This is a genomic window from Collinsella sp. CLA-AP-H1, from assembly GCF_040092945.1.
Taxonomy (GTDB): domain Bacteria; phylum Actinomycetota; class Coriobacteriia; order Coriobacteriales; family Coriobacteriaceae; genus Collinsella.
Map to the genome: position 1 here is coordinate 23,148 of NZ_JBBNKO010000004.1, position 25,798 is coordinate 48,945.

19 protein-coding genes are annotated in these 25,798 nt (G+C 61.3%); 18 read left to right on the plus strand and 1 reads right to left on the minus strand.

The features are described 5' to 3' along the window. Positions 1–3: 3 nt before the first annotated feature. The 8 genes from pelG (at position 4) to AAAV44_RS03300 (ending at position 10,297) form a co-directional block, all read left to right on the plus strand. Complete coding sequence (gene pelG, locus AAAV44_RS03265; RefSeq protein ID WP_349114546.1) at positions 4–1,548, plus strand: exopolysaccharide Pel transporter PelG; 1,545 nt, start codon at positions 4–6, stop codon at positions 1,546–1,548. Continuing rightward, positions 1,538–3,307, plus strand: a complete 1,770-nt coding sequence (locus AAAV44_RS03270) for a CotH kinase family protein (protein WP_349114547.1) — start codon at positions 1,538–1,540, stop codon at positions 3,305–3,307. The genes pelG and AAAV44_RS03270 overlap by 11 nt, the downstream gene beginning before the upstream one ends. After that, positions 3,294–4,085, plus strand: coding sequence for a polyphosphate polymerase domain-containing protein (locus tag AAAV44_RS03275; RefSeq protein ID WP_349114548.1), 792 nt, complete (start codon positions 3,294–3,296; stop codon positions 4,083–4,085). The genes AAAV44_RS03270 and AAAV44_RS03275 overlap by 14 nt, the downstream gene beginning before the upstream one ends. 3 nt (positions 4,086–4,088) lie before the next feature. Further along, positions 4,089–4,754, plus strand: a complete 666-nt coding sequence (locus AAAV44_RS03280) for a DUF4956 domain-containing protein (protein ID WP_349114550.1) — start codon at positions 4,089–4,091, stop codon at positions 4,752–4,754. Positions 4,755–5,002: 248 nt separating this feature from the next. Beyond that, positions 5,003–5,974: a LacI family DNA-binding transcriptional regulator gene (locus AAAV44_RS03285; protein WP_349114651.1), complete on the plus strand. Its 972-nt coding sequence runs from the start codon at positions 5,003–5,005 to the stop codon at positions 5,972–5,974. Between the two features lie 184 nt (positions 5,975–6,158). After that, complete coding sequence (locus tag AAAV44_RS03290; RefSeq protein WP_349114552.1) at positions 6,159–7,559, plus strand: PTS transporter subunit EIIC; 1,401 nt, start codon at positions 6,159–6,161, stop codon at positions 7,557–7,559. A gap of 107 nt (positions 7,560–7,666) precedes the next feature. Further along, entirely contained in the window at positions 7,667–9,208 is a 1,542-nt protein-coding gene (locus tag AAAV44_RS03295) for a glycoside hydrolase family 32 protein (protein ID WP_349114553.1), read from the plus strand. Positions 9,209–9,304: 96 nt separating this feature from the next. Further along, positions 9,305–10,297, plus strand: coding sequence for a PLP-dependent transferase (locus AAAV44_RS03300; protein WP_349114555.1), 993 nt, complete (start codon positions 9,305–9,307; stop codon positions 10,295–10,297). 133 nt (positions 10,298–10,430) lie between these two features. Here the strand turns inward: AAAV44_RS03300 and AAAV44_RS03305 are convergent, their stop codons facing one another. Beyond that, a complete protein-coding gene (locus AAAV44_RS03305) occupies positions 10,431–10,775 on the minus strand; it encodes a LysR family transcriptional regulator (protein WP_349114557.1) in 345 nt (114 codons plus the stop codon). 193 nt (positions 10,776–10,968) lie between these two features. Between AAAV44_RS03305 and AAAV44_RS03310 the strand changes: the two genes are divergently transcribed. From AAAV44_RS03310 to dnaG, 10 genes are all read left to right on the plus strand, one after another. After that, positions 10,969–12,480 (plus strand): IMP dehydrogenase, encoded by a 1,512-nt coding sequence (locus AAAV44_RS03310; RefSeq protein ID WP_006234046.1) that lies wholly within the window; start codon positions 10,969–10,971, stop codon positions 12,478–12,480. Positions 12,481–12,854: 374 nt separating this feature from the next. Next, entirely contained in the window at positions 12,855–15,431 is a 2,577-nt protein-coding gene (leuS, locus tag AAAV44_RS03315; RefSeq protein WP_349114559.1) for a leucine--tRNA ligase, read from the plus strand. A 258-nt stretch (positions 15,432–15,689) separates the two neighbouring features. Next, positions 15,690–16,184: a ribosome maturation factor RimP gene (rimP, locus tag AAAV44_RS03320; RefSeq protein ID WP_349114560.1), complete on the plus strand. Its 495-nt coding sequence runs from the start codon at positions 15,690–15,692 to the stop codon at positions 16,182–16,184. 1 nt (position 16,185) lies between these two features. Then, on the plus strand, positions 16,186–17,433 hold the full coding sequence (nusA, locus tag AAAV44_RS03325; protein ID WP_006234042.1) for a transcription termination factor NusA: 1,248 nt from the start codon (positions 16,186–16,188) through the stop codon (positions 17,431–17,433). A 91-nt stretch (positions 17,434–17,524) separates the two neighbouring features. Beyond that, positions 17,525–20,239 (plus strand): translation initiation factor IF-2, encoded by a 2,715-nt coding sequence (gene infB, locus AAAV44_RS03330; protein ID WP_349114561.1) that lies wholly within the window; start codon positions 17,525–17,527, stop codon positions 20,237–20,239. Between the two features lie 11 nt (positions 20,240–20,250). Continuing rightward, on the plus strand, positions 20,251–20,661 hold the full coding sequence (gene rbfA / locus AAAV44_RS03335) for a 30S ribosome-binding factor RbfA (RefSeq protein ID WP_117647311.1): 411 nt from the start codon (positions 20,251–20,253) through the stop codon (positions 20,659–20,661). After that, positions 20,654–21,697, plus strand: coding sequence for a DHH family phosphoesterase (locus tag AAAV44_RS03340; protein WP_349114563.1), 1,044 nt, complete (start codon positions 20,654–20,656; stop codon positions 21,695–21,697). Before rbfA ends, AAAV44_RS03340 begins: the two co-directional genes overlap by 8 nt. Positions 21,698–21,712: 15 nt before the next feature. Continuing rightward, positions 21,713–22,645, plus strand: a complete 933-nt coding sequence (gene truB, locus AAAV44_RS03345; RefSeq protein WP_349114564.1) for a tRNA pseudouridine(55) synthase TruB — start codon at positions 21,713–21,715, stop codon at positions 22,643–22,645. After that, positions 22,642–23,649, plus strand: a complete 1,008-nt coding sequence (ribF, locus tag AAAV44_RS03350) for a riboflavin biosynthesis protein RibF (protein WP_349114565.1) — start codon at positions 22,642–22,644, stop codon at positions 23,647–23,649. The genes truB and ribF overlap by 4 nt, the downstream gene beginning before the upstream one ends. Further along, a complete protein-coding gene (gene dnaG / locus AAAV44_RS03355) occupies positions 23,642–25,750 on the plus strand; it encodes a DNA primase (RefSeq protein WP_349114566.1) in 2,109 nt (702 codons plus the stop codon). Before ribF ends, dnaG begins: the two co-directional genes overlap by 8 nt. The last annotated feature ends 48 nt before the right edge of the window (positions 25,751–25,798 follow it).

Here is a 25,798-nt window from a genome sequence, read left to right on the forward strand (position 1 = left end):
CCGGTGGCCGGAATTGGTTTTGAGCTCAAGCGCCTGTTTAGGCGCAAGGGCCTGTTTGCCACGATGCGCGCTTACGGCTACGCCGGCATTGTGTGCACGGGCCCGATGCTGCTGGGCGTGCTGCTCCAGGTGGGTATCTTGGTGCTGTGCGGTCTGTGGGGTGTGGGCCGTGCCAACCAGGATTTGCTGGTGTGCATGGTGACTTACACACTGCTGGCCTCGCTTTTGCTCACGAGCTTTTTCTCCATGCCGATCACGCGCTTTTTGGCTGATATGTTGTTTGCCGAGCGCGAGGACGAGATTCTGCCCTCGTTTTGGGGCTCCAACGCCATCATGCTCGTTGCGGGCACGGTGCTCTACGGCGTCTTTTTGCTGTTCTCGGGCGCCACGCTGCTGCAGGGGCTGCTATGCCTGTGGCTGTTCAACATTATGATCGTCAACTGGAACGGCATGAGTTACCTCACGGCCATCAAGGATTACCGCGGCATCCTGTGCAGCTTTGCGGCCGCCATTGGCGTGGCGTGCCTGTGCGCCCTGGCCGCGCTGGCGCTGGGACTGCCGCCGGTCGAGGGCCTGTTGGCGTCAATTGCTCTGGGCTACGGCGTCATGCTCGCCTGGGACGTGGTACTGCTGTACCGGTATTTTCCTCAGAGCGACCGCAGCCCCTGGCCCTTTTTGCAGTGGCTCGATCAGTTTATGCCGCTGGCGCTCACGGGCCTGTTAACCAATCTGGGACTCTTTGCGCACCTGGTGATTATTTGGGCCGGTCCCATTGGCGTGCAGGTCAAGGGCTTGTTTTATGGCGCGCCCTACTACGATGTGCCGGCGCTCATCGCGTTTTTGACGATCCTGGTCACGACCGTCAACTTTGTGGTCTCGGTCGAGGTCAATTTCTATCCGCGCTATCGCGACTACTACAGCCTGTTCAACGACGGCGGCGTGGTGGGCGACATTGTGGTGGCCGAGGAGGAGATGCTCTCCACGCTTAACAGCGAACTGCGCTTTTGTGCGCTCAAGCAGCTGTTTGTGACCGCGGCGGTCATTTCGCTCGAGACCACGGTGCTGTCGGCCCTACCGTTGGGCTTTAACAACCTTATGCACGGGTATTTTCGCACGCTGTGCGTGGGCTATGGCCTGTATGCCGTGGGTAATACGGTGATGCTCATCTTGCTGTACTTTACCGACTATAAGGGGGCCGTGCTGGCTTCGGGCCTGTTTGCCGGTGTGGCCGGGCTGGCGACTGCCGTGTCGTTGCTTTTGCCGCAGCAGTTTTACGGCTTTGGCTTTTTGTTGGGTGCGGCGGTGTTTTTTATCGTGGCGCTGCTGCGGCTCGATACCTATACCGCTAACTTGCCGTATCGTATCCTGAGCCAGCAGCCCATTGTGGCGACCGACAAAACGGGTTGCTTTACACACCTGGGCCGCTTGCTCGACCGTGCCGAGCAGCGCTATGAGGAAGGTCGCCATAAGGGTGAGCCGCATGGTGCGTTTGAGCGCGCAGTAGTTCACGTGTATCGCAACCATTGGGGAGGTTCTGATGACCGATAGAATGATGTCCCGCCGTCGCCTGTTTGAGGCGGCTGCCGGTGCGCTGTTGCTTTCGGGCTGCTCGGTGCAGGAAGACTCCTCGACCAAAAAGGTCAAAAAGCAGGACAAGATTAAAAAGGCCGAGGCCTCCGATCAGTCCAAGCATCTTCGCGATAAAGATGAGCTGTACGAGGTCTACGACGACTCGGGTATTGTGACCATGTACCTGACGGTCTCACGCGGCAACAGCTCCGAGAACACCGACCACAGCTGGGCCGAGATCAACACGTACTCGGTGTATGACTATGCCGACATGGGCGTGACGCGCTATCAGGTTATGGGCCTGCTGCAGCCGGGCGACGAAGACGGCCCGGTGGCCGGCGAGGTTGGCTATGGCGAGGAAGCGCCCAATGCCACCGTGCAGGTGCGCGGTCAGACATCGAGCAACAACTCGCAAAAGAATTACAAGGTGGAGCTCAAAAAGGGCAAGGGTACCTGGCGCCAACAGCGCGCGATTGCGCTCAACAAGCACATGGGCGAGGGTATGCGTTTTCGCAACAAGATGGCCTACGACCTTATCCGCGGGATTCCCCAGATGATGGGCCTGCGCACGCAGTTTGTGCATCTGTGGGTGTGCGACCAGACCGAAAAGTCCAACGACACCTTTGAGGACTACGGCCTGTTTACGCAGGTGGAGCAGCTCAACAAGACGGCGCTTAAGGCACATGGCCTGGATAAGAGCGGACACCTGTATAAGGTGAACAGCTTCGATTTCCATCGCTACGAGGATACCATTAAGCTCGCCGACGATCCCGACTACAACCAGGCTAAATTTGAGGGCATGCTCGAGATTAAGGGCGATTCGGACCACACCAAGCTCATCGAGATGCTCGATGCGCTCAACGACGAATCGCAAAAGATCGACGACGTGCTCGGCACCTACTTTGATACCGAAAATCTGGTCTATTGGCTGGCGTTTCAGATCCTGACGGGCAACTGCGATACGCAGAACCGTAACTGCTATCTGTACAGCCCGCTCAACTCAAATACCTGGTACCTTTTGGATTGGGATAACGACGGCATGCTGCGTAAGCTGGAGCTTTCTCTTACCGGGTTTTCGGACTACGCGAGCTGGGAGCGCGGCGTAAGCAACTACTGGGGCAACGTTCTGTTCAATCGTGCGCTGCGCAGCAAATCGTTCCGCAGCGATCTCGACCGCGCCGTCAAGGACCTGCGCTCGTATATGACCGAGGCACGCCTGAGCAAGATGATCAAGCACTACCGCGAGGTTACTGAATCGCTGGTCTTTGCTTCGCCCGATATCGATCATCTGCCTGTCACCAAGGACCAATACGAGCAGATCGCCGCTGCGATTCCCTCCGAGATCGAGGAGAACTACAAGAGCTTTCGCGAGAGTTTTAAAAAGCCCATGCCGTTCTACATCGGCGTGCCGCAGATCGATAACGGTAAGCTGCGTATTAACTGGGATGCGTCCTACGACTTTGAGGCGCGCGACATTCGCTACACCGTGGAGCTTGCGCGTGATTATGCCATAAGCGACGTGGTCTTTAAGGCCGAGGACGTGCTGCTTCCCGAGGTGACCTGCGATGCGCCCGATGCCGGCCAGTATTTTGTGCGCGTGCGTGCCAACAACTCCGACGGCTATACGCAAGATGCGTTTGACTACTATGTGACCGACGACGGCAAGCACTACGGCATGAGGTGTTTTTACGTGCAAGACGGCGGTAAGGTCGTGGAGGACACGTATGAGGAGGGCTAGCGCGCTGCTTGAGCGCTTGGCGGCTCCGCCTGTGCGTACCACGCAGGAGCGTTACCGCCACGAGCTCAAATATCTCATTAACGAGGGCGAGCACGCCGCGCTTGCCTGTCGCATGGCGCCGGTTTTTAAACTGGACAAGCATGCGCGGGCGGGTGGTTACACCATTCGCAGCCTGTATTTTGACGACTACTGCAACTCGGCCTACGAGGAAAAAGACGCCGGTATTCTCATGCGCAAAAAGTATCGCGTGCGCATCTATAACGGCAGCGACAAGGTGATTAAGCTCGAGCGCAAAAAGAAGTTCGGCAGCTGGATCTATAAGGAGGACGCGCCGCTTACGCGCGGCGAGTTTGAGCAGATCCTGGCTGGCGACTACGACTTTTTGCTGAGGAGCCCCTATCCGCTCTGCCGAGAGTTCTACATCGAGTGCATCTGCAACATGATGCGCCCGCGGACTATTGTGGACTACGAGCGCGAGCCGTGGGTGATGGATGAGGGCACCGTGCGCATTACGTTTGACATGAACGTGCGTGCCGTGGTGGGAAGCTTCGATATCTTTGACGCGATGCTGCCCGCGCTGCCGGTCCTGGAGCCCGGCAAGCTGGTGATGGAGGTCAAGTTTACGGAGTTTTGCCCGCAGCTGGTGCGTGATATGGTGCCGCCGGGAGCGGCCGAGCTTACGGCGGTCTCCAAGTACTGCCTGTGTTACGAAAAGACCGCCTACCTGCGCGGATTTAATTACTGGGAATCGGATTTTGAGAACCGAGGGGATATTTAGACCATGAGCACCAGGGACTTTTTTAAGAACTCCGTCTTGGAGGCGTTTGGCCAGGTCGACCCTGCCAAGATTGGCCTTTCGCTGCTCGTGGCGCTCGCCATGGGCATCCTGATCTATTACGTGTACAAGCGCTTTTTTACCGGCGTGGTGTATTCGCGCAGCTTTGCCGTGACGCTCGTGGGCATGTGCGTGCTCACCTGCATGGTCACGCTCGCGATTTCGACGAACGTGGTTATCTCGCTCGGTATGGTCGGTGCTCTGTCAATCGTCCGCTATCGTACGGCGGTCAAGGACCCGCTCGACCTTCTGTATCTGTTTTGGGCCATTACCACGGGCATTACGGCGGGAGCCGGCATGTATGCGCTCGTGGCACTCACGGCGGTGGTGATCGTGGTGATGATTGCCGGCTTTGCGAGCCACCAGGACAAGGCGCGCGTGTACATGATGGTCATCCACTACACGGGCCAGACCACCGGCGACGATATCGTGCGTGCATTTGGCCGCACCAAGTTTACCGTCAAGTCCAAGACTATGCGCGGCGACAAGGTCGAAATGGCCGCCGAGGTGTTCTCGGACGGCGTTGACATGCCCTATGCGGACGCCATTTGCGCACTCGACGGCGTGGAGGACCTGACGCTCATTCAATATAACGGCGAGTACCACGGGTAACTATGTTCCGGCGTTCTAACGAACGCCGGACCGCTCGACGCTGCGCGGGCATCTGCCGGGCGATCTGCCGCTCAAACCGTCGCTCGCGTACATAAAGTACGCTTCGCTCCTCTTTCGCGGCACCTCGCCACGGCAGCTGCCCGCTCGCTGACGTTTGCTCGACCCGGGTGGGCCGATTTGGTTCGCATGCCGTCTTCACGGGTATCATGGTGAAAGCGATTTCAACGACGGGGGTGCTCGTGGTAAAGATGAAAGATGTGGCCGAGCTGGCCGGCGTTTCGAGCGCCGCCGTCTCGCGCTACCTCAACGGTGGATATATCTCGGCGGACAAGGCCGAGCGCATTAAGCAGGCAATCGAGTTGACCGGATACGTGCGATCCAGCCAGGCTCGCGCGCTGCGCACCGGTTCCACCAAGCTCATTGGCGTCATCGTGCCCAAGATCAACTCGGAGTCCGTGAGCCGCATTACCGCCGGTATTGGCCAGGTGCTCGGTCGTCGTGGCTACCAGATGCTCCTTGCCAACACCGACAACGCGGCCGATCGTGAGCTCGAATACCTCGATTTATTCCAAAACCACCCGGTCGATGGCATTGTGCTGGTGGCAACTATGATTACCGATGAGCACCGTCGGGCGATTGAGTCGTGCCGCGTGCCCATCGTGCTGATCGGCCAGAATGTCGAGGGCACGGCTTGCGTTTATCACGACGATTACGAGGCTGCCTTTGAGTTGGGCCGTGCGCTTGCGGGTCGCGTGGACGGCAAGATCGCTTACATTGGAGTTACCGAAGAGGACCGCGCTGCTGGTTATGACCGCCGTCGCGGTTTTGAGGCCGGATTGCGCGCCGTGGACGTTGTGCTTGATCCGAGCCTGATTCGCCAGGGGTCCTTTACGCTCGACTCGGGCTATCGCGCTGCGCGCGAACTGCTCTCCGTCGATCCCGATGTTTCGTTTATCGCGTGCGCGACCGACACTATGGCGGCCGGCGCCCTGCGCGCTTTTGACGAGCTGCGCGGCGTGGGCGAGGGCGTGCGTCGCGTGAGCGGTTTTGGCGACAACGCGTTTTTGCGCGCGCTGACGGGCGGCATTCCCACCGTGCATTACGGCTACCTGACCAGTGGCGTCGAGGCGACCAATATGTTGCTCAACGCGCTCGATGGTGAGGAGGGGGAGAGCGGTCTCAAGACGCTCAAGCTCGGCCATCAGCTTATGAATGTCTAGGCCTTGGGCACGTCTGCCTGCCTCTGAGACCCCTGTTTTTGCTTCAAAACTACCTTTCGCCGGCTTTTTCCTACCGTTCACCCTACTATGAAAACGATTACAGTCATATCAAACTGAAAACGATTACAGTGTAAGTGTCAAAGATGGCCGGGTGCAGATGCGCCCGTTGGAGGAAAGGGAAGTCATGGACTACCGCAAATCAGCCCAAGAGGTGCTCAACAACATCGGTGGCGCCGGCAACGTTGTTTCGGCCGCACACTGCGCCACGCGTCTACGCCTGGTGATTGCCGATAATTCCAACGTTAACAAGGAGGCCATCGAGAATGTCGATGGCGCCAAGGGCGTCTTTGAGGCCCAGGGCCAGCTCCAGATTATTTTTGGCACTGGCACCGTCAACAAGGTCTACGAAGAGTTCATCGCGCTCAGCGGCGTCGAGGCTGCCACCAAGGCCGAGGTAAAGGAGGCCGCGGCTCAGCAGCAGAACATCTTTATGCGTGCCATTAAGGTGCTCGGCGACGTCTTTGTTCCCATCATCCCCGCCATCGTGGCTTCGGGCCTGCTGCTGGGCATTATGAGCGCCCTCAACTTCATGGCCTCCAACGGCTTTATCGCGCTCGACACCAATAACTTTATTTATAAGATCGCCGACTTGGTCTCGGGCACGTCCTTTGGCATTCTGCAGATCCTGATCGGTTACTCCGCCGCTAAGGCCTTTGGCGCCAACCCGTATCTGGGCGCTGTCGTCGGTGGTGCATTCATCAACTCCTCGCTGCAGAGCGCCTACACGGTTGCTTCCGAGGGCGTTCAGACCATGGTTACTGTTATTCCCGGTGTGTACAGCTTTGAGTGGGTCGGCTATCAGGGCCATGTGATCCCCATCGTCATCGCCTGCGCCATTCTCGCCTTCCTCGAGAAGCGCCTGCACAAGATCGTTCCCGAGATGTTCGACCTCTTTGTGACTCCGCTCGTCTCGGTGTTCGTGACCGTGCTCGTGACGCTCGTTGCCGTCGGCCCCATCTTTGTCTGGGCCGAGAACGCCATCCTCGGTCTGATCCAGGCCCTGCTGACCCTGCCCTTCGGCATCGGTTCCTTTATCGTCGGCCTGTTTTATGCCCCCACGGTCGTTACCGGTATCCACCAGATGTACACCGCCATCGACCTGGGCCAGCTCGCCCAGTACGGCGTGACCTACTGGCTGCCTATCGCCAGCGCTGCCAACATCGCCCAGGGTGGCGCCGCGCTCGCCGTTGCCTTTAAGACCCGCTATGCCAAGATCAAGGGTCTGGCGCTTCCTTCGGCCCTGTCCGCCTTCATGGGCATTACCGAGCCTGCCATCTTTGGTGTGAACCTGCGCTTCTTTAAGCCCTTCATCGCCGGCTGCATCGGCGGCGGTTGCGGTGCCCTGGTCTGCGCGCTCACTTCGCTGGCTGCCTCCGGCACGGGCGTTACCGGTATCTTCGGTATCCTGCTGTGCCTGGCCCAGCCCGTGCAGTACGCGATCATGTTTGCGGTCGCCGCGGTCGTGTCCTTTGCCGTCTCGTTTCTCCTGTACAAGGACGAGCCCAAGGCTTCCGAGCAGGCCTAAGAGCTTTTGATTGAGGGGATGCCCGCTGGTTGTATGCTCACGGGCGTTTCCTGTATCTGCTGCCGTTCTCTGGCGCCTTGTTACTTTCGATCCGTTAGGACTTTGATATGTCTAATGCACTTGGTCGCGACCTTGCAAAGCTGGTTGCCGCTGTTGACGCTGCCGCCTCTGAGTGCGGTCATGGCGCGTATGGCCAGCATTTCCACATTATGCCGCCGGCGGGTTGGCTCAATGACCCCAACGGTCTTTGCCAAGCGGGCGGCGTGTTTCACGCGTACTTCCAGTATGCCCCGTTTGATGTGAACGGCGGCGTAAAGATGTGGGGCCATGCCACAAGCCGCGACCTTATGAACTGGGAATATGTTGGCGCCCCGCTGCTGCCCGACGAGCCGTTCGATTGCCATGGCGTGTATTCGGGCTCCGCGTTTGCCGAGGACGGCCGCATTCGCGTACTGTACACAGGCAACGTTAAACTCTCCGATGCAGACGGCACGTACGACTACGTCAATACCGGCCGCCGCGCCGATACTGTTTATGTCGAGAGCGTTGATGGCCTTGCCGGTCGGGAGTTCAGCCAAAAGCGCGTGGTGCTGGCGTCCGATGATTATCCCGAGGATTTGACCTGCCACGTGCGTGACCCCAAGGTGTGGCGCGATGATGACGGGCGTTACCACATGGTGCTGGGCGCGCGTCGTCGCGTGGATGGGCCGCATGTCGATAGTCGATTTTGCGCCATGCACGGCGAGGGTGCCGGGCGCGATGTGGGCGAGATCCTGGTGTATGGCTCGGCCGATATACTGAGTTGGGAGCTCGAGAGTCGTGTGTCTACGCCCGAGCGCTTTGGCTTTATGTGGGAGTGCCCGGGATACCTTGAGCTTGAGCCGGATGGCGGTGTACCGGCGAAGTGGCTGTCCTTTTCGCCCCAGGGCCTTGAGGGCGGTCGTTGGGATCGCGGCAATGTGTATGCCGCTGGCTACATGCCTGTATCGGGCGACATTACGGGTGGCAAGGACGCTTATGAGCTGGGCGAGTTCCGCCTGTGGGACGCCGGTTTTGACTTCTATGCGCCGCAGGAGTTCACGGCCGAGGACGGTCGCCATATTCTAATCGGCTGGATGGGCATGCCCGATGAGCCGACCTATGGCAACGCACCGACCGTGGTGTGCGGCTGGCAGCACTGCATGACGGTGCCGCGCGAGCTTATGGCCGGTGACGGCGGCGTGGTACTGCAGCAGCCGGCGCGCGAGATTGAGCACCATTATGCCTCGGTGCGTGTAGGGGAGGGCTTGTTGGAGGTTGCCGGCGATACCTGCTTTGACGTTGTTGTCGACGGTGTTGACGGTGCGTTCACCGCGACCGTTGATGGCGAGCTGAAGCTGGCGTTTGTGCCCGCCGAGGGCGAACTGCCCGCGCGCTTTGAGATGCGATTTACCGATGGGGGTCGCACTTCTGCCGGTTGCGGTCGTACCGTGCGCTGGGAGCCCGTCGACGAGGTTCGTAATGCGCGCATTGTCGGCGATGTCTCGTCGGTCGAGGTGTTTGTAAACGATGGCGCGCTCGTGTTTTCGACACGCATCTATCCCGAGGCCTATGGCGTGTCCGTTGACGCCCCGGGTGCGAGCGTAAACTACCATACGCTCAGCATTTAGGCGAGTCGTCGCATATCGGCGCTATACTGCAGCCGTTGCCCACGATGCGGGGAACACCCGCATCGTGGGTTTTTGCTTATGAAGGGACGGTGCCGTGTGGATGTACAGCAGCTAGAAGAGGCCTGGGCTTTGAGGTCCAGTGCGCGCGAGGCGCGTCTTGTTGCGGCCCCGCATGTGCCGGCGGCGCTGTCGCTGTTGGGTATTGTGCGTCCCGGTGACCGTCTGGTGGCCTTTGCGGATGACTTTGCCGATGCGTTTGCGAGCGGCTTTGATGGCTGCGATGTTGTGCTCGTGGGCTCGCCGTCCGCCGAGGCGTTTGCCGCCGCATCCGAGGGCTTTGATGCTTCGTTTGATGCCGGGGGTCCGCACCTGTGGTGGTTCGTCAACTCCATCGGCGGGTTTGGTCTGCGCGTGCCCGACCTTCGCGCTCTGGGCCGCGCGGCGCGTGAGGCCCGCGCGTTGCTGGTTGTGGACAACACCGTGGCGTCGGCTTTTGGCTGCGATCCGCTGCGGCTGGGTGCTGCGCTGTCGCTCGAGGCGCTCGATCGTGTATGCGCCGGTGATGCTCCGCGCAAGTTGGTTGCCGTATCGGCCGCGCGCTCGCAGCTCAAGCGCCATCGCGTGGATGCCGCGGCTGAGTGCGCGCATGCCCTGCTCGAGGGCTGTGGCTTGGCCAAGCTTGATATGCCTGCTGACGAGGCCGGTGTGCTGGAGCGCGGGCTGGACTCGCTTGATGTCCGCATGCAGGCGCATTTCGACCGCGCACGTGCGCTGGCCGAGTATCTGGCCGCCAATGAGATGGTGCGCAACGTGCGCTATCCCGGGCTGAGTTCGCATCCCGACCATGCGGTTGCAACGGGAATCCTCGAGCACGGCTTTGGCCCGGCAGCTGAGTTTGATCTTATCGAGCGCAGTGCGGGCGATCTCTTTGATTCTTTGCCGGGGGAGTTCCGCACATCGCCGGCCGGCGGCGCAACGACGCGCCTTTCGGCCCCACGCGGCAAGCAGGGGAGCACCGTCCGCCTCTTCGCCGGCACTGACAACCCACTGATCGTGGCCGCCACCCTAGATAATGCCCTTCGCAACTAGCTAAATCATCCTCGACTCCATAAGTTGCGGTGAAATATGGATTGATTTACGGCTTTAACCGCATAAACAGTCCCTATTTCACCGCAACTTATGAGAAGGGGTTGTGTGGCTATAAGGCCCCGTCCCAAATGGGCTACTCTTTGATGCTGGCGATGAGGTCGTTGGCTTTGGTGGCGATGACGTTGTTGATGTCGGTCTGCAGCTCCTCGTAGACCGCTATGGCTCGCTCTCCGGCGGGGGTGAGGGTGGATCCACGGGCGCCGTCGCGCTCGATGAGCTTGCAGCCCAGCTGTCCTTCGGCCTCGTTCACAATGCGCCAGGCCTTGGAGTACGCCATGCCCATGCTCTTGGCGGCGCGGTTGAGCGAGTGCTCGCGGGCGATGCCCTGCAGCAGCAAGACGCAGCCGTGGCCGAACACGCCCGGCAGTTCCTTGTCGCACGCTTGAATGACCAACTTTGCCGTCGTCTTGTACTCCATGTGCTCCACGTCTTCCCGCTAAAGTGTTTGCTGGGCAAACGCAAAGCCTGCGTCAAACCCTCGTGTGCTCTTCTTAAATCATGCATTGTAGCAGTCAAAGTGCGTTAAGATACTTCCCCAGTATTGGGCGCCCAAGGTTGGGCTGGGTCCTACGAGGCCTGCAGCCGACCGGTCGCATGGAAAAAGGAGAAACATGGCTACGTTCTTTCCCGGTGAGTCCCACACGTTTTCGGAGTATCTGCTGGTCCCTGGTTACTCGTCCTCGCAGTGCATCCCCAACAACGTCTCTCTTAAGACGCCGCTAACCCGCTTTAAGCGCGGTGAGAAGCCGGCAATCACCCTGAACATCCCCATGGTTTCCGCCATCATGCAGTCCGTCTCGGGCGTCGACATGGGTGTCGCGCTCGCTACCGAGGGCGGCCTGTCCTTCATTTACGGTTCCCAGAGCGCCGAGTCCGAGGCCGCCATGGTCAAGGCCGTCAAGGATCACAAGGCCGGCTTCGTTCAGTCCGATTCCACGCTGACCCCCGACATGACCATGGAGCAGGTCATCGAGCTCAAGGAGAAGACCGGTCACTCCACCATGCCGGTTACCGACGACGGCACTCCCAAGGGTAAGCTCCTGGGCATCGTCACCAGCCGTGACTATCGTCCCAGTCGCGATGACCACCAGACGAAGGTCTCCGAGTTCATGACCCCGCGTGAGCAGCTCATCGTGGGCGACAAGAACATCAGCCTCAAGGTTGCCAACGACGTCATCTGGGATAACAAGCTCAACGCCCTGCCAATCGTCGACGACAACGATCACCTCATGGGCATTGTGTTCCGCAAGGACTACGACAGCCACAAGACCAACCCCAACGAGCTGCTCGATAACGACAAGCGCTACATGGTCGGCGCCGGTATCAACACCCGCGACTATGCCGAGCGCGTGCCACTGCTCATCGAGGCCGGTGCCGACGTTCTGTGCATCGACTCCTCCGAGGGCTTCAGCGAGTGGCAGAAGCGCACCATCGAGTGGATCCGCGCCAACTACGGCGAGGACGTCAAGGTCGGTGCCGGTAACGTTGTCGACGCCGAGGGTTTCCGCTTCCTGGCCGACTGCGGTGCCGACTTCATCAAGGTCGGTATCGGCGGCGGTTCCATCTGCATCACCCGTGAGACCAAGGGAATCGGTCGTGGCCAGGCCACCGCGTTGATCGACGTCTGCCGTGCCCGTGACGAGTACTATGAGGAGACCGGTGTCTACGTGCCCGTGTGCTCCGACGGCGGCATCGTCTACGACTACCACATGACGCTCGCCCTGGCCATGGGTGCAGACTTTATGATGCTGGGTCGTTACTTCGCCCGCTTTGACGAGAGCCCGACCGAGCGCGTCAACGTGAACGGTCAGTACATGAAGGAGTACTGGGGCGAGGGTTCTGCGCGTGCTCGCAACTGGCAGCGCTACGACCTGGGCGGCGCCGCGAAGCTTAGCTTCGTCGAGGGCGTCGACTCCTACGTTCCCTACGCCGGTTCCCTCAAGGACGGCGTGGGCGGCACGCTCTATAAGGTCAAGTCCACGATGTGCAACTGCGGCGCCCTCTCGATCCCCGAACTCCAGGAAAAGGCGCGCCTGACTCTGGTCAGCTCGACCTCGATCGTCGAAGGCGGCGCCCACGACGTAGTCGTCAAGGATTCCCAGCAGAGCGTTTCCTATCGATAAGCGGCTTTCCCAAGCACCGCACCTTGCCGTTCAAACCGTCGCTCGCGTACCAAAGTACGCGTCGCTCCTCTTTCACGGCAATCTGCGGCACTTGGAAAACCCGACCATGTTTGGGCGGATAACAGATAGCGGTTGATTCACAACCACGTTATTTAGATAAAGCGAGATGCCCGCAAGTCGCAGGCATCTCGCTTGTCGTATTTGCTATCATCATGCGAGTTAACGATGTGGCGGGGCGTTCTTACCTTTGCTCGCTGCAAGTTCCGCACGCAAAGAAGAGCACTAAATGTGCTCTTCGTCTTGCGCAGGACTGTCCGCAGCAGCGAGTAAAGGTAAGAGCGCCCCGCCCCAACCGAGATAACAAAGGAGCTGATATGTGCGATTGCACAGATCATAAGGACGAGATCCCTGCCTACGACGCGCAGGCCATTGAGTCCAGGTGGATGAAGGCCTGGGAGGACTCCAACCTCTTTGCCGTTGACACCGACGACAGCAAGCCCAAGAAGTATGTGCTCGAGATGTTCCCGTATCCGTCGGGCGACCTGCACATGGGCCACGCGCGCAACTATACCATCGGCGATGCCATGGCCCGTCAGGCCCGCATGCGCGGCTACGACGTGTTGCATCCCATCGGCTTCGATGCCTTTGGCCTGCCCGCCGAGAACGCCGCCATCAAGCACAACACGCAGGCTGCTGCCTGGACGTATAAGAACATGGACCAGGCGCTCACCACGATGAAGCGCATGGGCTTCTCCTACGATCTGGATCGCATGGTCAAGACCTGCAGCCCCGACTACTACCGTTGGGGTCAGTGGATCTTTGAGAAGCTGTGGGAAAAGGGCCTGGTCTACCGCAAGAAGAACCCGGTCAACTGGTGCCCCACCTGCAAGACCGTTCTGGCCAACGAGCAGGTCACCGAGGGCAAGTGCTGGCGCTGCGGCACCGAGCCCGAGAAGCGCGACCTTGAGCAGTGGTACTTCAAGATCACCGAGTACTCCCAGGAGCTGCTCGACGATTTGGAGAAGCTCCCCGGGTGGCCCGAGCGCGTCAAGCAGATGCAGGCCAACTGGATCGGTCGCTCCGAGGGCGCCGAGGTCGACTTTACCCTGTGCGACAAGGATGGCGAGCCCATCGAGGGCGACGAGGGCAAGATCACCGTCTTCACTACGCGTGCCGATACCCTTTTTGGCGTCTCCTTCTTTGTCCTGGCTCCCGAGTACGCCGGCCTGCACGAGCTCGTCGAGGGCACAGAGTACGAGGAGGCCGTCACCAAGATCGTTGAGGACTCCAAGCATATCTCTGCCGTCGAGCGTGCCCAGGGCACCCTCGAGAAGCACGGTGCCTTCACGGGCCGCTATGTGGTAAACCCCGTCAACGGTGAGAAGGTCCCCGTGTGGGTTGCCGATTATGTCGTTGCCGACTACGGCACCGGCGCCGTCATGGCCGTTCCCTGTGGCGACCAGCGCGACTTTGAGTTTGCCCGTAAGTACGACCTGCCGATCGTGCCGATCATCCTGGACGATGACGATCGCGCTGCCGTCGAGGCCAGCGGCGAGACCATCGATACCTTCCATGCCGAGACCGTCGACTGGGATTGCGCTCACACTGCCGAGGGCACGCTCGTCCAGTCAGGCAAGTACACCGGCATGCGCGGCGGTAAGCACTCCGAGGGCGAGGCTGCCATCGTGGCCGACCTCGAGGCCATGGGCTGTGGTCGTCGCAAGGTCGAGTTCCGTCTGCGCGACTGGCTCATTTCCCGTCAGCGCTATTGGGGCAACCCCATCCCGGCCATCCACTGCGAGCACTGCGGCATCGTGCCCGTGCCCGAGGATCAGCTGCCGGTGACGCTGCCCGAGAACCTGGACCTGGGCGCAGGCGAGACCCTCGCCGAGTGCAAGGAGTTCTACGAGACCACCTGCCCGGTCTGCGGTCGCCCGGCCAAGCGCGAGACCGATACCATGGACACCTTCACCTGCTCCAGCTGGTATTACCTGCGCTATACCGACCCGCACAACACCGAGCTGCCCTTCTCCAGGGAAGCCGCCGACCGTTGGATGCCCGTCGATAACTACATCGGTGGCATCGAGCATGCCATTCTGCACCTGCTCTACAGCCGTTTCTTTACCAAGGCCCTGCGCGACCTGGGCCTGCTGAGCGTGGACGAGCCCTTCACCAACCTACTGTGCCAAGGCATGGTTAAGGACGAGAACGGTGACACCATGTCCAAGTCCAAGGGCAATGTCGTGCCCCCGAGCTCGGTCATCGAGCCCTACGGCGCCGACACCATGCGTTTGGCGATCCTGTTTATCGCCCCGCCCGAGAAGGACTTCGACTGGGATCCCAAGGCCGTCGAGGGCGCCAACCGCTTCATCAAGCGCGCTTGGCGTATCGTTTGGCAACTCGTCCAGTCCGGTGACGCTAACGTGGCCTTCGACAAGTCCGCGCTCGACGAGGTTGCGATGAAGCTCTATCGCGAGCGTCACCGCACCATCGCCAAGTGCACCGAGGACTTCGATCGCGGCCAGTTCAACACCGCGATCTCGGCTGTCATGGAGCTCGTCAACGCGGCGAGCGCTTACCTCAATGCCACTGAGGGTACCGCCCGCGACAAGGCGCTGTGCTATGGCGTGGCTAAGGACATCGTGAGCGTCCTTGCTCCCATCTGCCCGTTCTGGGCCGACGAACTGTGGCACGAGGCGCTCGGCTGCGAGGGCAACGCCTACACCGCCGCCTGGCCCGAGTTCGACCTGGCCGAGTCCGTTGAGGACACGGTGCAGATCGTCGTCCAGGTGCTCGGTAAGGTCCGCGGTCGTGTCGACGTTGCCCGCGATGCCTCCAATGAGGACATGCAGGCTGCCGCCGAGAAGGCCGTTGCCAAGTGGCTTGAGGGCAAGACGGTCGTCAAGGCCATCTGCGTGCCTGGCAAGCTGGTCAACCTGGTGGTCAAGTAAGCACTGCGCGCTTAACTGACGCATAAAAGACGAGGGGCGATCCGGTTGGGTCGTCCCTCGTTTTTCATGTACCTGCCCTGATGTCTGCGGTCAATTGTCCTATTCTTGTGGAGAAGCTGTGCGCACGCTGACCTGCAGGTTCGTACTGTGCTTGCGCGTTTCCGCAGCTATTGGTATAGTTTGCTTGCAAATGAAGTTGTAATTGAAAGAAGTGGGGTTTCGGCCCCGCTTCTTTTTTGTATGGATGGAGGTGCCGCAATGGTCAAGACCAAGACCGAGCAGGCGATCATCAACGCGCTCGAGGCCGTCGCTCCCCAGCACGATGTCGACATCGTCGACGTCGAGCTCGTGGGTGCCACCAAGGCCCCCTGCGTGCGTGTGCGTATCGAGGGTGCTGAGGGTCAGAGCCTGTCGCTCAACGACGTCACGGCCAACACCAAGTGGGTCGGCGATGTGATTGAGGAGCTCGATCCCATCTCTTCGAGCTATACGCTCGAGGTGTCGAGCCCGGGTATGGCGCGCCCGCTGCGCCGCCCGTGCGACTTTGCCCGCTTTGTGGGCGAGAACTGCGAGCTCACCTCTACCGCTACCGAGGGCCGTCGCAAGTACGCCGGCAAGATTGCCGCCGCCACCGAGACGAACGTGACCCTCGAGCTCGAGGACGGCGAGTCCGTCACCCTCGATTTCTCTGATGTTAAAAAGTGCAAGTTGAAGCCCACCTACGACTTCAAGCCCGCGAAGGAAGGAAAGTAAGATGGCAGCATCCGACATGATGTCCGCCCTGATGGAGCTTTGCCAGGAGAAGCACATCGACCAGCTCTACCTGATCGACCGCCTGGAGCAGTCGCTCGCCAAGAGCTATGCCGAGATCCTGCATCTTGAGTGGGGCGCAAAGGTGACCATCGACCGCACCACCGGCAAGATCTACGTCTACCGCCTGGAGCCGATCGACGATTCCATGGACGAGGAGGGCAATTTCACCGAGTTCGAGGAGATCGACGTCACTCCCAAGAACACGAGCCGCATCGCTGCCCAGCACGCTAAGGCCGAGATCAACGCCATCGTGCGCAACTCCGCCCGCGAGCAGATTTACGAGGAGTTCTCCGGCCGCATCGGTGACCTCATCAGCGGTACCGTGCTGCAGTCCACACCCGACTTCACGATCGTCAAGATCCGCGAGGGCGTCGAGGCCGAGCTGCCGCACTTCGACCAGCGCCGTTACGAGAACGAGCGCAACGAGCGTCCGATGGGCGAGCGCTACCTGCACAACCAGCACATCAAGGCCGTGATCATCGACGTTCGCGACCCCAACTCCAACCTGCAGCCGGTTCGTGGCGAGCACAGCCGTCCGCCGATTGTCATCTCCCGTACCCACCCCGAGCTCATGCGTCGTCTGTTTGAGCAGGAGGTGCCCGAGATCTATGAGGGCACCGTCCAGATCAAGTCGATCGCCCGCGAGCCCGGCCAGCGCTCCAAGGTCGCCGTCCACTCGCTCGACGACCGTCTGGATCCCGTGGGCGCCTGTGTCGGCCCCAAGGGCAGCCGTGTTCGCGCTGTCGTGGGCGAGCTCCGTGGCGAGCGCGTCGACGTCATCCTTTGGGATGCCGATCCTGCCGTCTACGTCGCCAACGCCCTGTCGCCCGCCAAGGTCACCCGCGTCCTCATCGACGAGGAGAAGGCCTACGCCGGCGTCATCGTGCCCGACGACCAGCTGTCCCTCGCCATCGGCAAGGAGGGCCAGAACGCCCGCCTCGCCGCTCGCCTGACCGGCTGGCACATCGACATCAAGTCCGAGACGCTTGCCGCCGACATCCTCAAGAACGTTCCCGTTCACGAGGAGCCCGCCGCCGACCTGATCGGTGACGAGGAGGACGAGGACGTCCGCCGCTGCGAGTACGTGTCCGAGGACGGCATCCAGTGCCGCAACCAGGCTCGTCCCGGCTCCCGTTTCTGCGGTGTCCACGACACCGACGCCTTCGATGATGCGGAGGACCTGATCTAGCGCGCGGTCGCGCCGGGCGGGTCCCGGCGCGTCTCCCACGCTCGTTCAGTCTCTAGGCACCCAAGGTGCCAGAAAGGGTAGGTGAAGTCATATGGCAAAAGTCCGTGTGTCCACCCTGGCCAAAGAGTTCGGCATGACCTCCAAGGAACTGATGGGTCATCTCGCCGATATGAAGATTCCCGCTAAGTCCGCTTCCTCCACCTTGGAGGACGCTTATGTCGCCATGGTCCGCAAGCAGCTCGCCTCGGTGATCGAGGCCCGCGCCCAGGAAGTCGAGGCCGCCAAGCAGGCCGAGGAGCAGGCAGCTGCCGCCGAGGAGGCCGCTCGCGCCGCCGAGGCCGAGCGCGAGCGCATCGCCGCCGAGAAGGCCCGCGAGGAGGAGCGTCGCCAGTTTGCCGCAGCCCAGGCTGCCGAGGAGGCTGCCCGCGCCGAGGCCGAGGCCAAGAAGAAGGCCGAGCAGGAGCGCCTTGCCCGCGAGAAGGAGGAGGCTGCCCGCGAGGCCCAGCGCCGCGCCGTTCCCGCTTCCGACTCCGGTTCGCGTTTCCGTTCGCTGCTCGACCAGATCGCCGCACAGGAGACCGTGCTCAAGGAGAAGAAGGACGCCGAGGACAAGGCCAAGGCCGAGCGCGCCGCCGAGCGCGGTAACCGTCGTGGCGGCAACAACGACCGCCGCGGTGGCCGTCGTAACGATCGCAACGCCTCCGACAACAATTCCGAGCGCAACGCCTCCGAGAGCCGTCCGCACAGCCATCGCACCAACGCCAGCAACAACGTCGCTGCCGGCATGGACTTCCCCAACCCCGATAAGCAGGGCAAGGGCAAGAAGCGCAAGGGCGGTCACAACAACGAAGAGGACCACTACAGCCGCATGGCTCGCGAGGCCGAGGAGTACAGCCGCGAGAAGGTGCTCGAGGAGGCTCGTGCTGCCGTCGAGGAGGCCTCTCGCGAGTCCACCGGTCGCCGCAAGAAGCGCAAGGAGAAGCGCGAGCGCGAGGCTGCCAAGGCTCAGGAGGAGCGCAAGATAGAGGAGGCGCTGGCCCAGGGCGTGAACCCCGAGGACCTCGACGCCATCAAGGTCTCCCAGGGCGTTACCGTCCAGGAGCTTGCCGAGGCGCTCGACGTTCCGGCCAACGACATCATCAAGCGCCTGTTCCTGCTGGGTACGCCGCTCACCATGACGCAGTCCATGTCCGACGACCTCGTTGAGCTCGTTGCCGACGACCTGGGCCGTCAGATCAAGATTATCACCCCCGAGGAGGAGAACACCTTCTCGTTCTACGACGATCCCGCCGACCTTAAGCCGCGTGCCCCGGTCGTCACCGTCATGGGCCACGTCGACCACGGCAAGACGTCGCTGCTCGATGCCATCCGTCACACCGGCGTTGCTGCCGGCGAGGCGGGCGGCATTACGCAGGCCATCGGCGCTTCGCAGGTCATGATCAACGACCGCAAGATCACCTTTATCGATACCCCGGGTCACGCCACCTTTACGGCTATGCGTGCCCGTGGCGCCAAGGTGACCGACATCGTCATCCTGATCGTCGCCGCTGACGACGGCGTCATGCCCCAGACGGTCGAGTCGATCAACCACGCCAAGGCCGCCGGCGTACCCATCGTCGTTGCCGTCAACAAGATTGATAAGCCGGGCGCCAACCCCGACCGTGTGCGTCAGGAGCTCACCGAGTACGGAGTCATCCCCGAGGAGTGGGGCGGACAGAACATGTTCGTCAACATCTCGGCCAAGCAGAAGATCGGTATCGACGAACTTCTGGAGACCGTGCTGCTCCAGGCCGACGTGCTCGAGCTCAAGGCCAACCCGGACACCTTTGCCTCCGGCAACGTCCTCGAGGCCAAGCTCGACAAGGGCCGTGGCTCGGTCGCTACCGTGCTCGTGACCCGCGGTACCTTGCACGTGGGCGATACGCTGGTCGCCGGCCTTACCTATGGCCGCGTCCGTGCCATGCTCGACCCCAAGGGCCGCGCCGTCACCGAGGCCGGTCCCTCCGACGCTGTCGAGATTTTGGGCCTGCAGTCCGTGCCCAACGCCGGTGACGAGTTCCGCGTGTTCGAGGACGAGCGCGAGGCACGCGCCCTGGCCGATGAACGTTCGCTCAAGGCCCGTATCGAGGAGCAGAGCCGCGTCAAGCACGTCACGCTCGAGAACCTCTTCGAGACCATTGCCGACGCCGAGGTCAAGGAGCTCAACCTGATCATCAAGGCCGACGTCCAGGGTTCCATCGAGGCCCTTCAGGACTCGCTCGACAAGATGGATCAGTCCGAGGTTCGCATCAACACGATCCACTCCGCCGTTGGCGCCATCAACGAGACCGACGTCGTTCTGGCCGACGCCTCCAACGCCATCATCATCGGCTTTGGCGTCCGTCCCGACGGTAAGGCCCGCTCCGCCGCCGAGCGCGAGGGCGTCGAGATCCGTTGCTACGACGTCATCTACAAGTGCCTCGAGGAGCTCGACGCCGCCCGTATCGGCATGCTCAAGCCCACCGAGGTTGAGGTCGCCACGGGTACCGCGACCGTCCTGGACACCTTCAAGGTGCCCAAAGTCGGTATCGCTGCCGGTGTCCGCGTCGAAGAGGGCGAGATCGTCGCGACCGATTCCGTGCGCCTGGTGCGCGACGGTATCGTGGTCTTCAACGGTAAAATCGCCTCGATGCGCCACTACAAGGACGAGGCCAGGAGCCTCAAGAGCGGCTCCGAGGGCGGTATTGGCCTGGAGAACTTCCAGGACATCAAGCCTGGCGACACCATTGAGGGCTACCGCATCGACCAGGTTGCCCGTACCGAGTAGGGGGTAGCGCTATGAAGCAAACGCAGGCAACCCGCCGTCTGGGCGAGCAGCTTCGCGAGAAGCTCGGTTATATCCTGCTCTTTGAGGTTTCCGATCCGCGTCTCGACCTGGTCACCCTGACCGCGGTCGAGGTCGCGGTGGACCGTTCGTTCGCGCGCGTGTACGTGTCGTGCGACGCGAGCCGCTACGACGAGGTCATGGAGGCGCTCGCCAGCGCCAAGGGCCGCATCCGTAGCCTGTTGGCCCGCTCGCTCGATTGGCGCGTCACGCCCGAGCTCGATTTTCGCATCGATCGCTCGACCGATGAGGCCGAGCGCATCACGCGTGCGCTGGAAAACGTTCCCGCCACGCTTGCGATCGAAAAGGACGAGGACGGCTATCCAATAGCGGATGCCGCCCAGGAGGCAGCTTTAGATGAGTAATTCCGCCGACCTCGCATCGTGCGAGTATGCAGATATTCAGCGACGCATCCTCGAGCTCATCGAGGATGCGTCCTCCATTGCGATTTCGGGACATACGTCTCCCGATGGTGACGCCCTGGGCTCCGTGCTGGGTCTGGGCCTCTCGCTTATGAAGTTTTTCCCCAACAAGGACATTGCCCTGCTGCTGGCAGACGATGACCCGGTTCCTCGCATCTACCGCTTTATGGAAGGCTCCGATCGCCTGGTGCCGGCATCTGCGTATACCGGCAATCCTGACCTGTTCATCTCGGTGGACGTGCCGGTCGTCGAGCGCCTGAACAACTCCGCCGAGGTGCTGCGTCGATCGGCGCATGTGGTGTGCTTCGATCACCATCCAGCGCGCGAGGAGTTTGCCGAGCTCAGTCTGAGGCGCGTCGAAGCTGCAGCCTGCGCTATGATCATCGACCGCTTCTTGGACAATTGTGGCATTGTCGCACGTGATGGCGTTGCGACTTGCCTGCTGTGCGGCTTGGTTACCGATACCGGCCGTTTTCAGTACCAAAACGCCGATGCCGCCGCGTTCCATGCGGCCTCGCGTCTGGTTGCCCACGGTGCCGATCCGGCGCGCGTTGCACTCGAGGTCTACCAGAGCATGCGCGTTGAGTTTTTGCACCTTAAGTCCATCGTTATGGGCCGCATCAAGACGGTGGCCCACGGGCGCGTCGCGTATAGCTACGCGTACCAGAGTGACCTTGAGGCTTGCGGTGTCACCTCGGATGAGTGCGATGGCCTGGTTGACGTGGTGCGCTCGGTGATGGGCGTCGAGGTTTGCATGTTCTTAAAGGGCATTGAGGGCGATACCAAGGTGCGTGGCAACCTGCGCTCCAAGGGCGACCTCGATGTGTCCGAGATTGCTGCCAACTTTGGCGGTGGCGGGCATCATGCCGCCGCCGGCTTTTCCAACAACGGAACAATTCGCGAGACGCTCGCCGTGGCACTTCCCATGCTGGCCGAGCTGGTGGGGGAGGATCCCGCTTCGGTGACCGTCGAGCTCTAACTTATTGGATGGTACATGGCTCGTCGAACGCCTTCTCAATTGAATATGCTGCTCGCCGTCGATAAGCCGGTGGGCTGCACGTCCCATGACGTGGTCTCGCAATGCCGACGCGCTCTCCATGAGCGGCGCGTCGGCCATGCCGGTACGCTCGACCCCATGGCATCGGGTGTCATGGTTGTGGGCGTGGGTCAGGCCACCCGTCTACTGGGCATGCTAACCCTTGATACCAAAAGCTATGTCGCCGACATCTCGTTTGGTGCCGAGACCAATACCGATGATGCGGAGGGCGAGGCGGTCCGCACAGTGGCTGTTGCCAACGAGCTCCGCGATCCTGCCTATGCCCGTGAGCGCTTGGCCGCCATGCTAGGTCCGCAGATGCAGGTGCCTCCGGCGTTTTCGGCTATCTCGGTCAATGGCGTTCGCGCCTACAAGTCTGCTCGCGAGGGCAATGCGGTTGACCTACCTCCGCGCCCTGTCGAGGTCTATGCCGCCGACCTGATTGCCGTGGGCGGCGAAGGTGGTACGTGTGTGTGGACCGTGGCGTTCTCGGTGAGCAAGGGCACCTATATCCGTGCGCTCGCTCGCGACTTGGGCCGCGCCTGCGGTAGCGCTGGGCACATTTCCGCGCTGCGCCGCACGGCTTCCGGTGTTGTTTCCATTGGCGCTTGTCATGCGGTCGAGGAGCTTTCTCCCGAGTCCGCGGCTGGCTTTGCCCTGGATCCCATTGCGGCCCTGGGCGCCACACGTGTTGACTTGCCGGGCAATCTTGCCGACGACCTGCTCTGCGGCCGACGCATTCCCGTTGAGCGTGCGCTTGCCGATTTCGATTCCTCGAAGGCGCCGTTTGCGTTGGTGCTCGATGGGGGACTCAAGGCGCTCGCCCGCATTGAGGGCGGCCGCTTTGTCATGGAGCACGTGTTTCCGCAGGCAATCGGCGGTGTTCGATGATGTTGTCCGCTCGCGAGCTCGCGCGTGTCTTTTTCGCGGGCGAGTCGGACGAGGCTCGCATCGTTGCTGCCGATACGTTTGATGAGTGTGAGCACTTGGGTGCCGCTTCAATCGCCATTGGCGTGTTCGACGGCGTTCACCGTGGACACCAGGAACTCATCGAAGCGCTTGTCCGTGATGCCCGTGCCCATGGCTGTAAGGCGGTCGTGGTTACCTTCGATCCCGACCCGGACGTTGTGGTGAGCCCTTCGCCCGCTCAAAAATTGATGACGACGGCCGACCGTCTGCATGCCTTGGCTCAAACCGGGGTCGATGCGGTGGTGGCCGTTCCCTTTACGCCTGAGGTTGCGGCACTTAACCATGTTGGTTTTCTCTCGCTGGTGTCGCGTCTGGTCGACATTCGATCGATTCGCGTTGGCAGTGACTTTAGGCTGGGTCGTGGCGGTGCTTCTGGTGTTGCCGAGATGCGCTCCTGGGGTTCCGAGCACGGCGTTGACGTGTATGGTCACGACCTGCTTTGCGAGGGCGGTGAGGCCATTTGCGCCACCCGCATTCGTTATGAGCTGGGACAGGGCCATGTGGAGCTTGCTGCTGGGTTACTCGGCCGTCCGTATATGGTGCGTGGCGGTGTTATTCGCGGCCGTCACGAGGGTTCTGGCATGGGCTTTCCCACGGCAAACTTGCAGGTTCCCGACGGCATTCAGGTGCCAGCCGATGGCGTGTATGAGGGTCTGGTGCTGGTCGATGACACCGCGTGGCCCGCTGCTGTGAACGTCGGCCTGCCGCCAACGTATGCTGACGATGCGGCATCTGCGCATCTCGAGGCTAATTTAATTGGTTATACGGGCGACCTGTACGGCGCTTCCGTTTCGCTGGCGTTTACGCGCTGGCTGCGTCCCTCGCGTGTGTTCGATTCGCTGGATGAGTTGATCGCGACCGTCGAGGGTAATATCGAGGATATTCGTCACAACTTGGGCGATCAGGGGGTGAGCATCCGTGATTAGCGATGAGGAAAAAGACCAGGTACGCGCTGCGTCTGACCTGGTTGCCATCGTGCAGGAAACGGTCGAGCTCAAGCCTCGCGGCCATGAGTTTTGGGGATGCTGCCCCTTCCATGGCGAGAAGACGCCGTCCTTCCACATTATCCCCGCCACGCAGGTGTGGCATTGCTTTGGTTGCGGCGAGGGTGGCGACGTTTTCACGTATATCATGAAGCGCGAGAACCTGAGCTTTCCCGAGTCAATCCGTTACTTGGCCGATCGCGCGGGTATTGAGCTGCATGACACCGGAGATCGCCGCGAGCGCGGCACCAAGCGTGCCCGCATCTACGATCTGTGCGCCGAGACCGCCCAGTTCTACCACACCATGCTCATGCGCGGTAAGGACGGCCGTCCGCGCGAGTACTTTGCCAGCCGCGGCATGGGCGGCGACGTCTGCCGCCGCTACTGCCTGGGCTTTGCACCGGGCCGTAACGCGCTGGTGTCGCACCTGTCCCAGGCGGGTTTTACCCCGCAGGAGATGATCGACGCCAACGTTGCCGTGAGTCGCGGGCGCGGGCAGCTTGCCGACCGCTTTTACGACCGCGTGATGTTCCCCATCTTTGACGAGCAGGGTCACAACATTGCCTTTGGCGGTCGCATTATGGGCGACGGCCAGCCTAAGTATCTCAACACCGCCGAGACGAGCGTGTTTCATAAAAAGCGAAACCTCTACGGCTTTAATTGGGCCAAGGAGTTTATCGTCGCGCAGGATACCGCCATCGTGGTAGAGGGCTATACCGATTGCATCGCCTGCTGGGAGGCGGGGATTAAAAACGTTGTCGCCACGCTGGGCACCGCCCTCACGGAGCATCACGTCAAGACGCTCACTCGCTTTGCCAAGCGCATCGTGTATATGTTCGACGGCGATGCAGCGGGCCAGAAGGCCGCCCGTCGCGCGATTCAGTTTATCGAGCAGGATTCCATGGACCTGCGCTGCGTGGTACTGCCCGACGGCAACGACCCTATGGAGTTTATTACGGCGCACGGCGGCCAGGAGCTGCAGGCGCGCATCGACGCGGCCGAGCCGCTTATGGACTTTGTCTACCGTTCGCTGCAGGAGTCGAGTGACATCACCACGCCGGGCGGTCGCGCTAAGGCGCTGGAAGATGCGCTGACGCTTATCTATCCGTTGCGCAACAGCTATATGATCGACACGTACTTTATCCAGATTGCCGATCTGCTGGGTTTGGATCTGGAGACGGTGCGCGCGAGCTCGGGTCGTGTGTTTCGCGATGTCGCCAAGCGCGAGGATGCGGAACGACGTCGTGAGCAGAACTATGAGCGCCAGCGGGCACAGACTGAGCGGTCCGGTAGCGCGGGCGGTCGGGCGTCGGGTTCTCGCGATGCCGGTCGCGGTGCTTGGGCATCGGGCGCGACGCCGCCGGTGTCCGCGCCGGTCGAAGAAGAGCCGTACGACTACGTCCCGCTCGATGCCTACGGCGCCGCGCCCGTGGAGGTCGTCGACGACCTGCCGCCGATCGATGTGCCTGATGGTATGGGCGCTGTGCCTGTGGCTGACGGTTCGGGCGCACCGGCTGCGGCGGCGCCGATGGTTCTTACCGATCTTGAACGCAAGTCCTTGGCAGGGGAGCGCGAGCTGCTGACGATGCTCACGAGCTACCCCGACCTGTTCCGCACGTATGCCGACCGCATCTGCTCCATCGAGTGGGTTGACCCGCGTCACGAGTCCATTGCATGGGCCGTTCTGGCAACGCCGCCGGGAACCGATCCTGCAGCCTGCATGGATGCGGCGCGCTCAGTGTGTCCCGATGCGGCAACGCTTGTGAGTGCCGGGCGCATCTCGGCGACGAGCAAACACCCTACCGAGACGAACATCGTGTTTATGCTGGATACGCTCGAGCTCTACACCATCAAGCGCCGCATGCGTGCCGCACAGGCCAAGCTGCGCCAGGATCGTTCGCTCGATGATGAGGCTCGTCGTGCGCTGACCGTGCAGGCCGCGCAGGATTCGCAGCGTCAACGCGAACTGCAAAAGTCGATCGGCGGCGTGGCGGACCCGTTCCGTTTGATCGGCCTGGAGGCCGCGGGCACCGAACAAGCCTAGATGTTGTGGTCAACCAGCGTATTCTCGCCTATATCCAGTCTTCTTTTT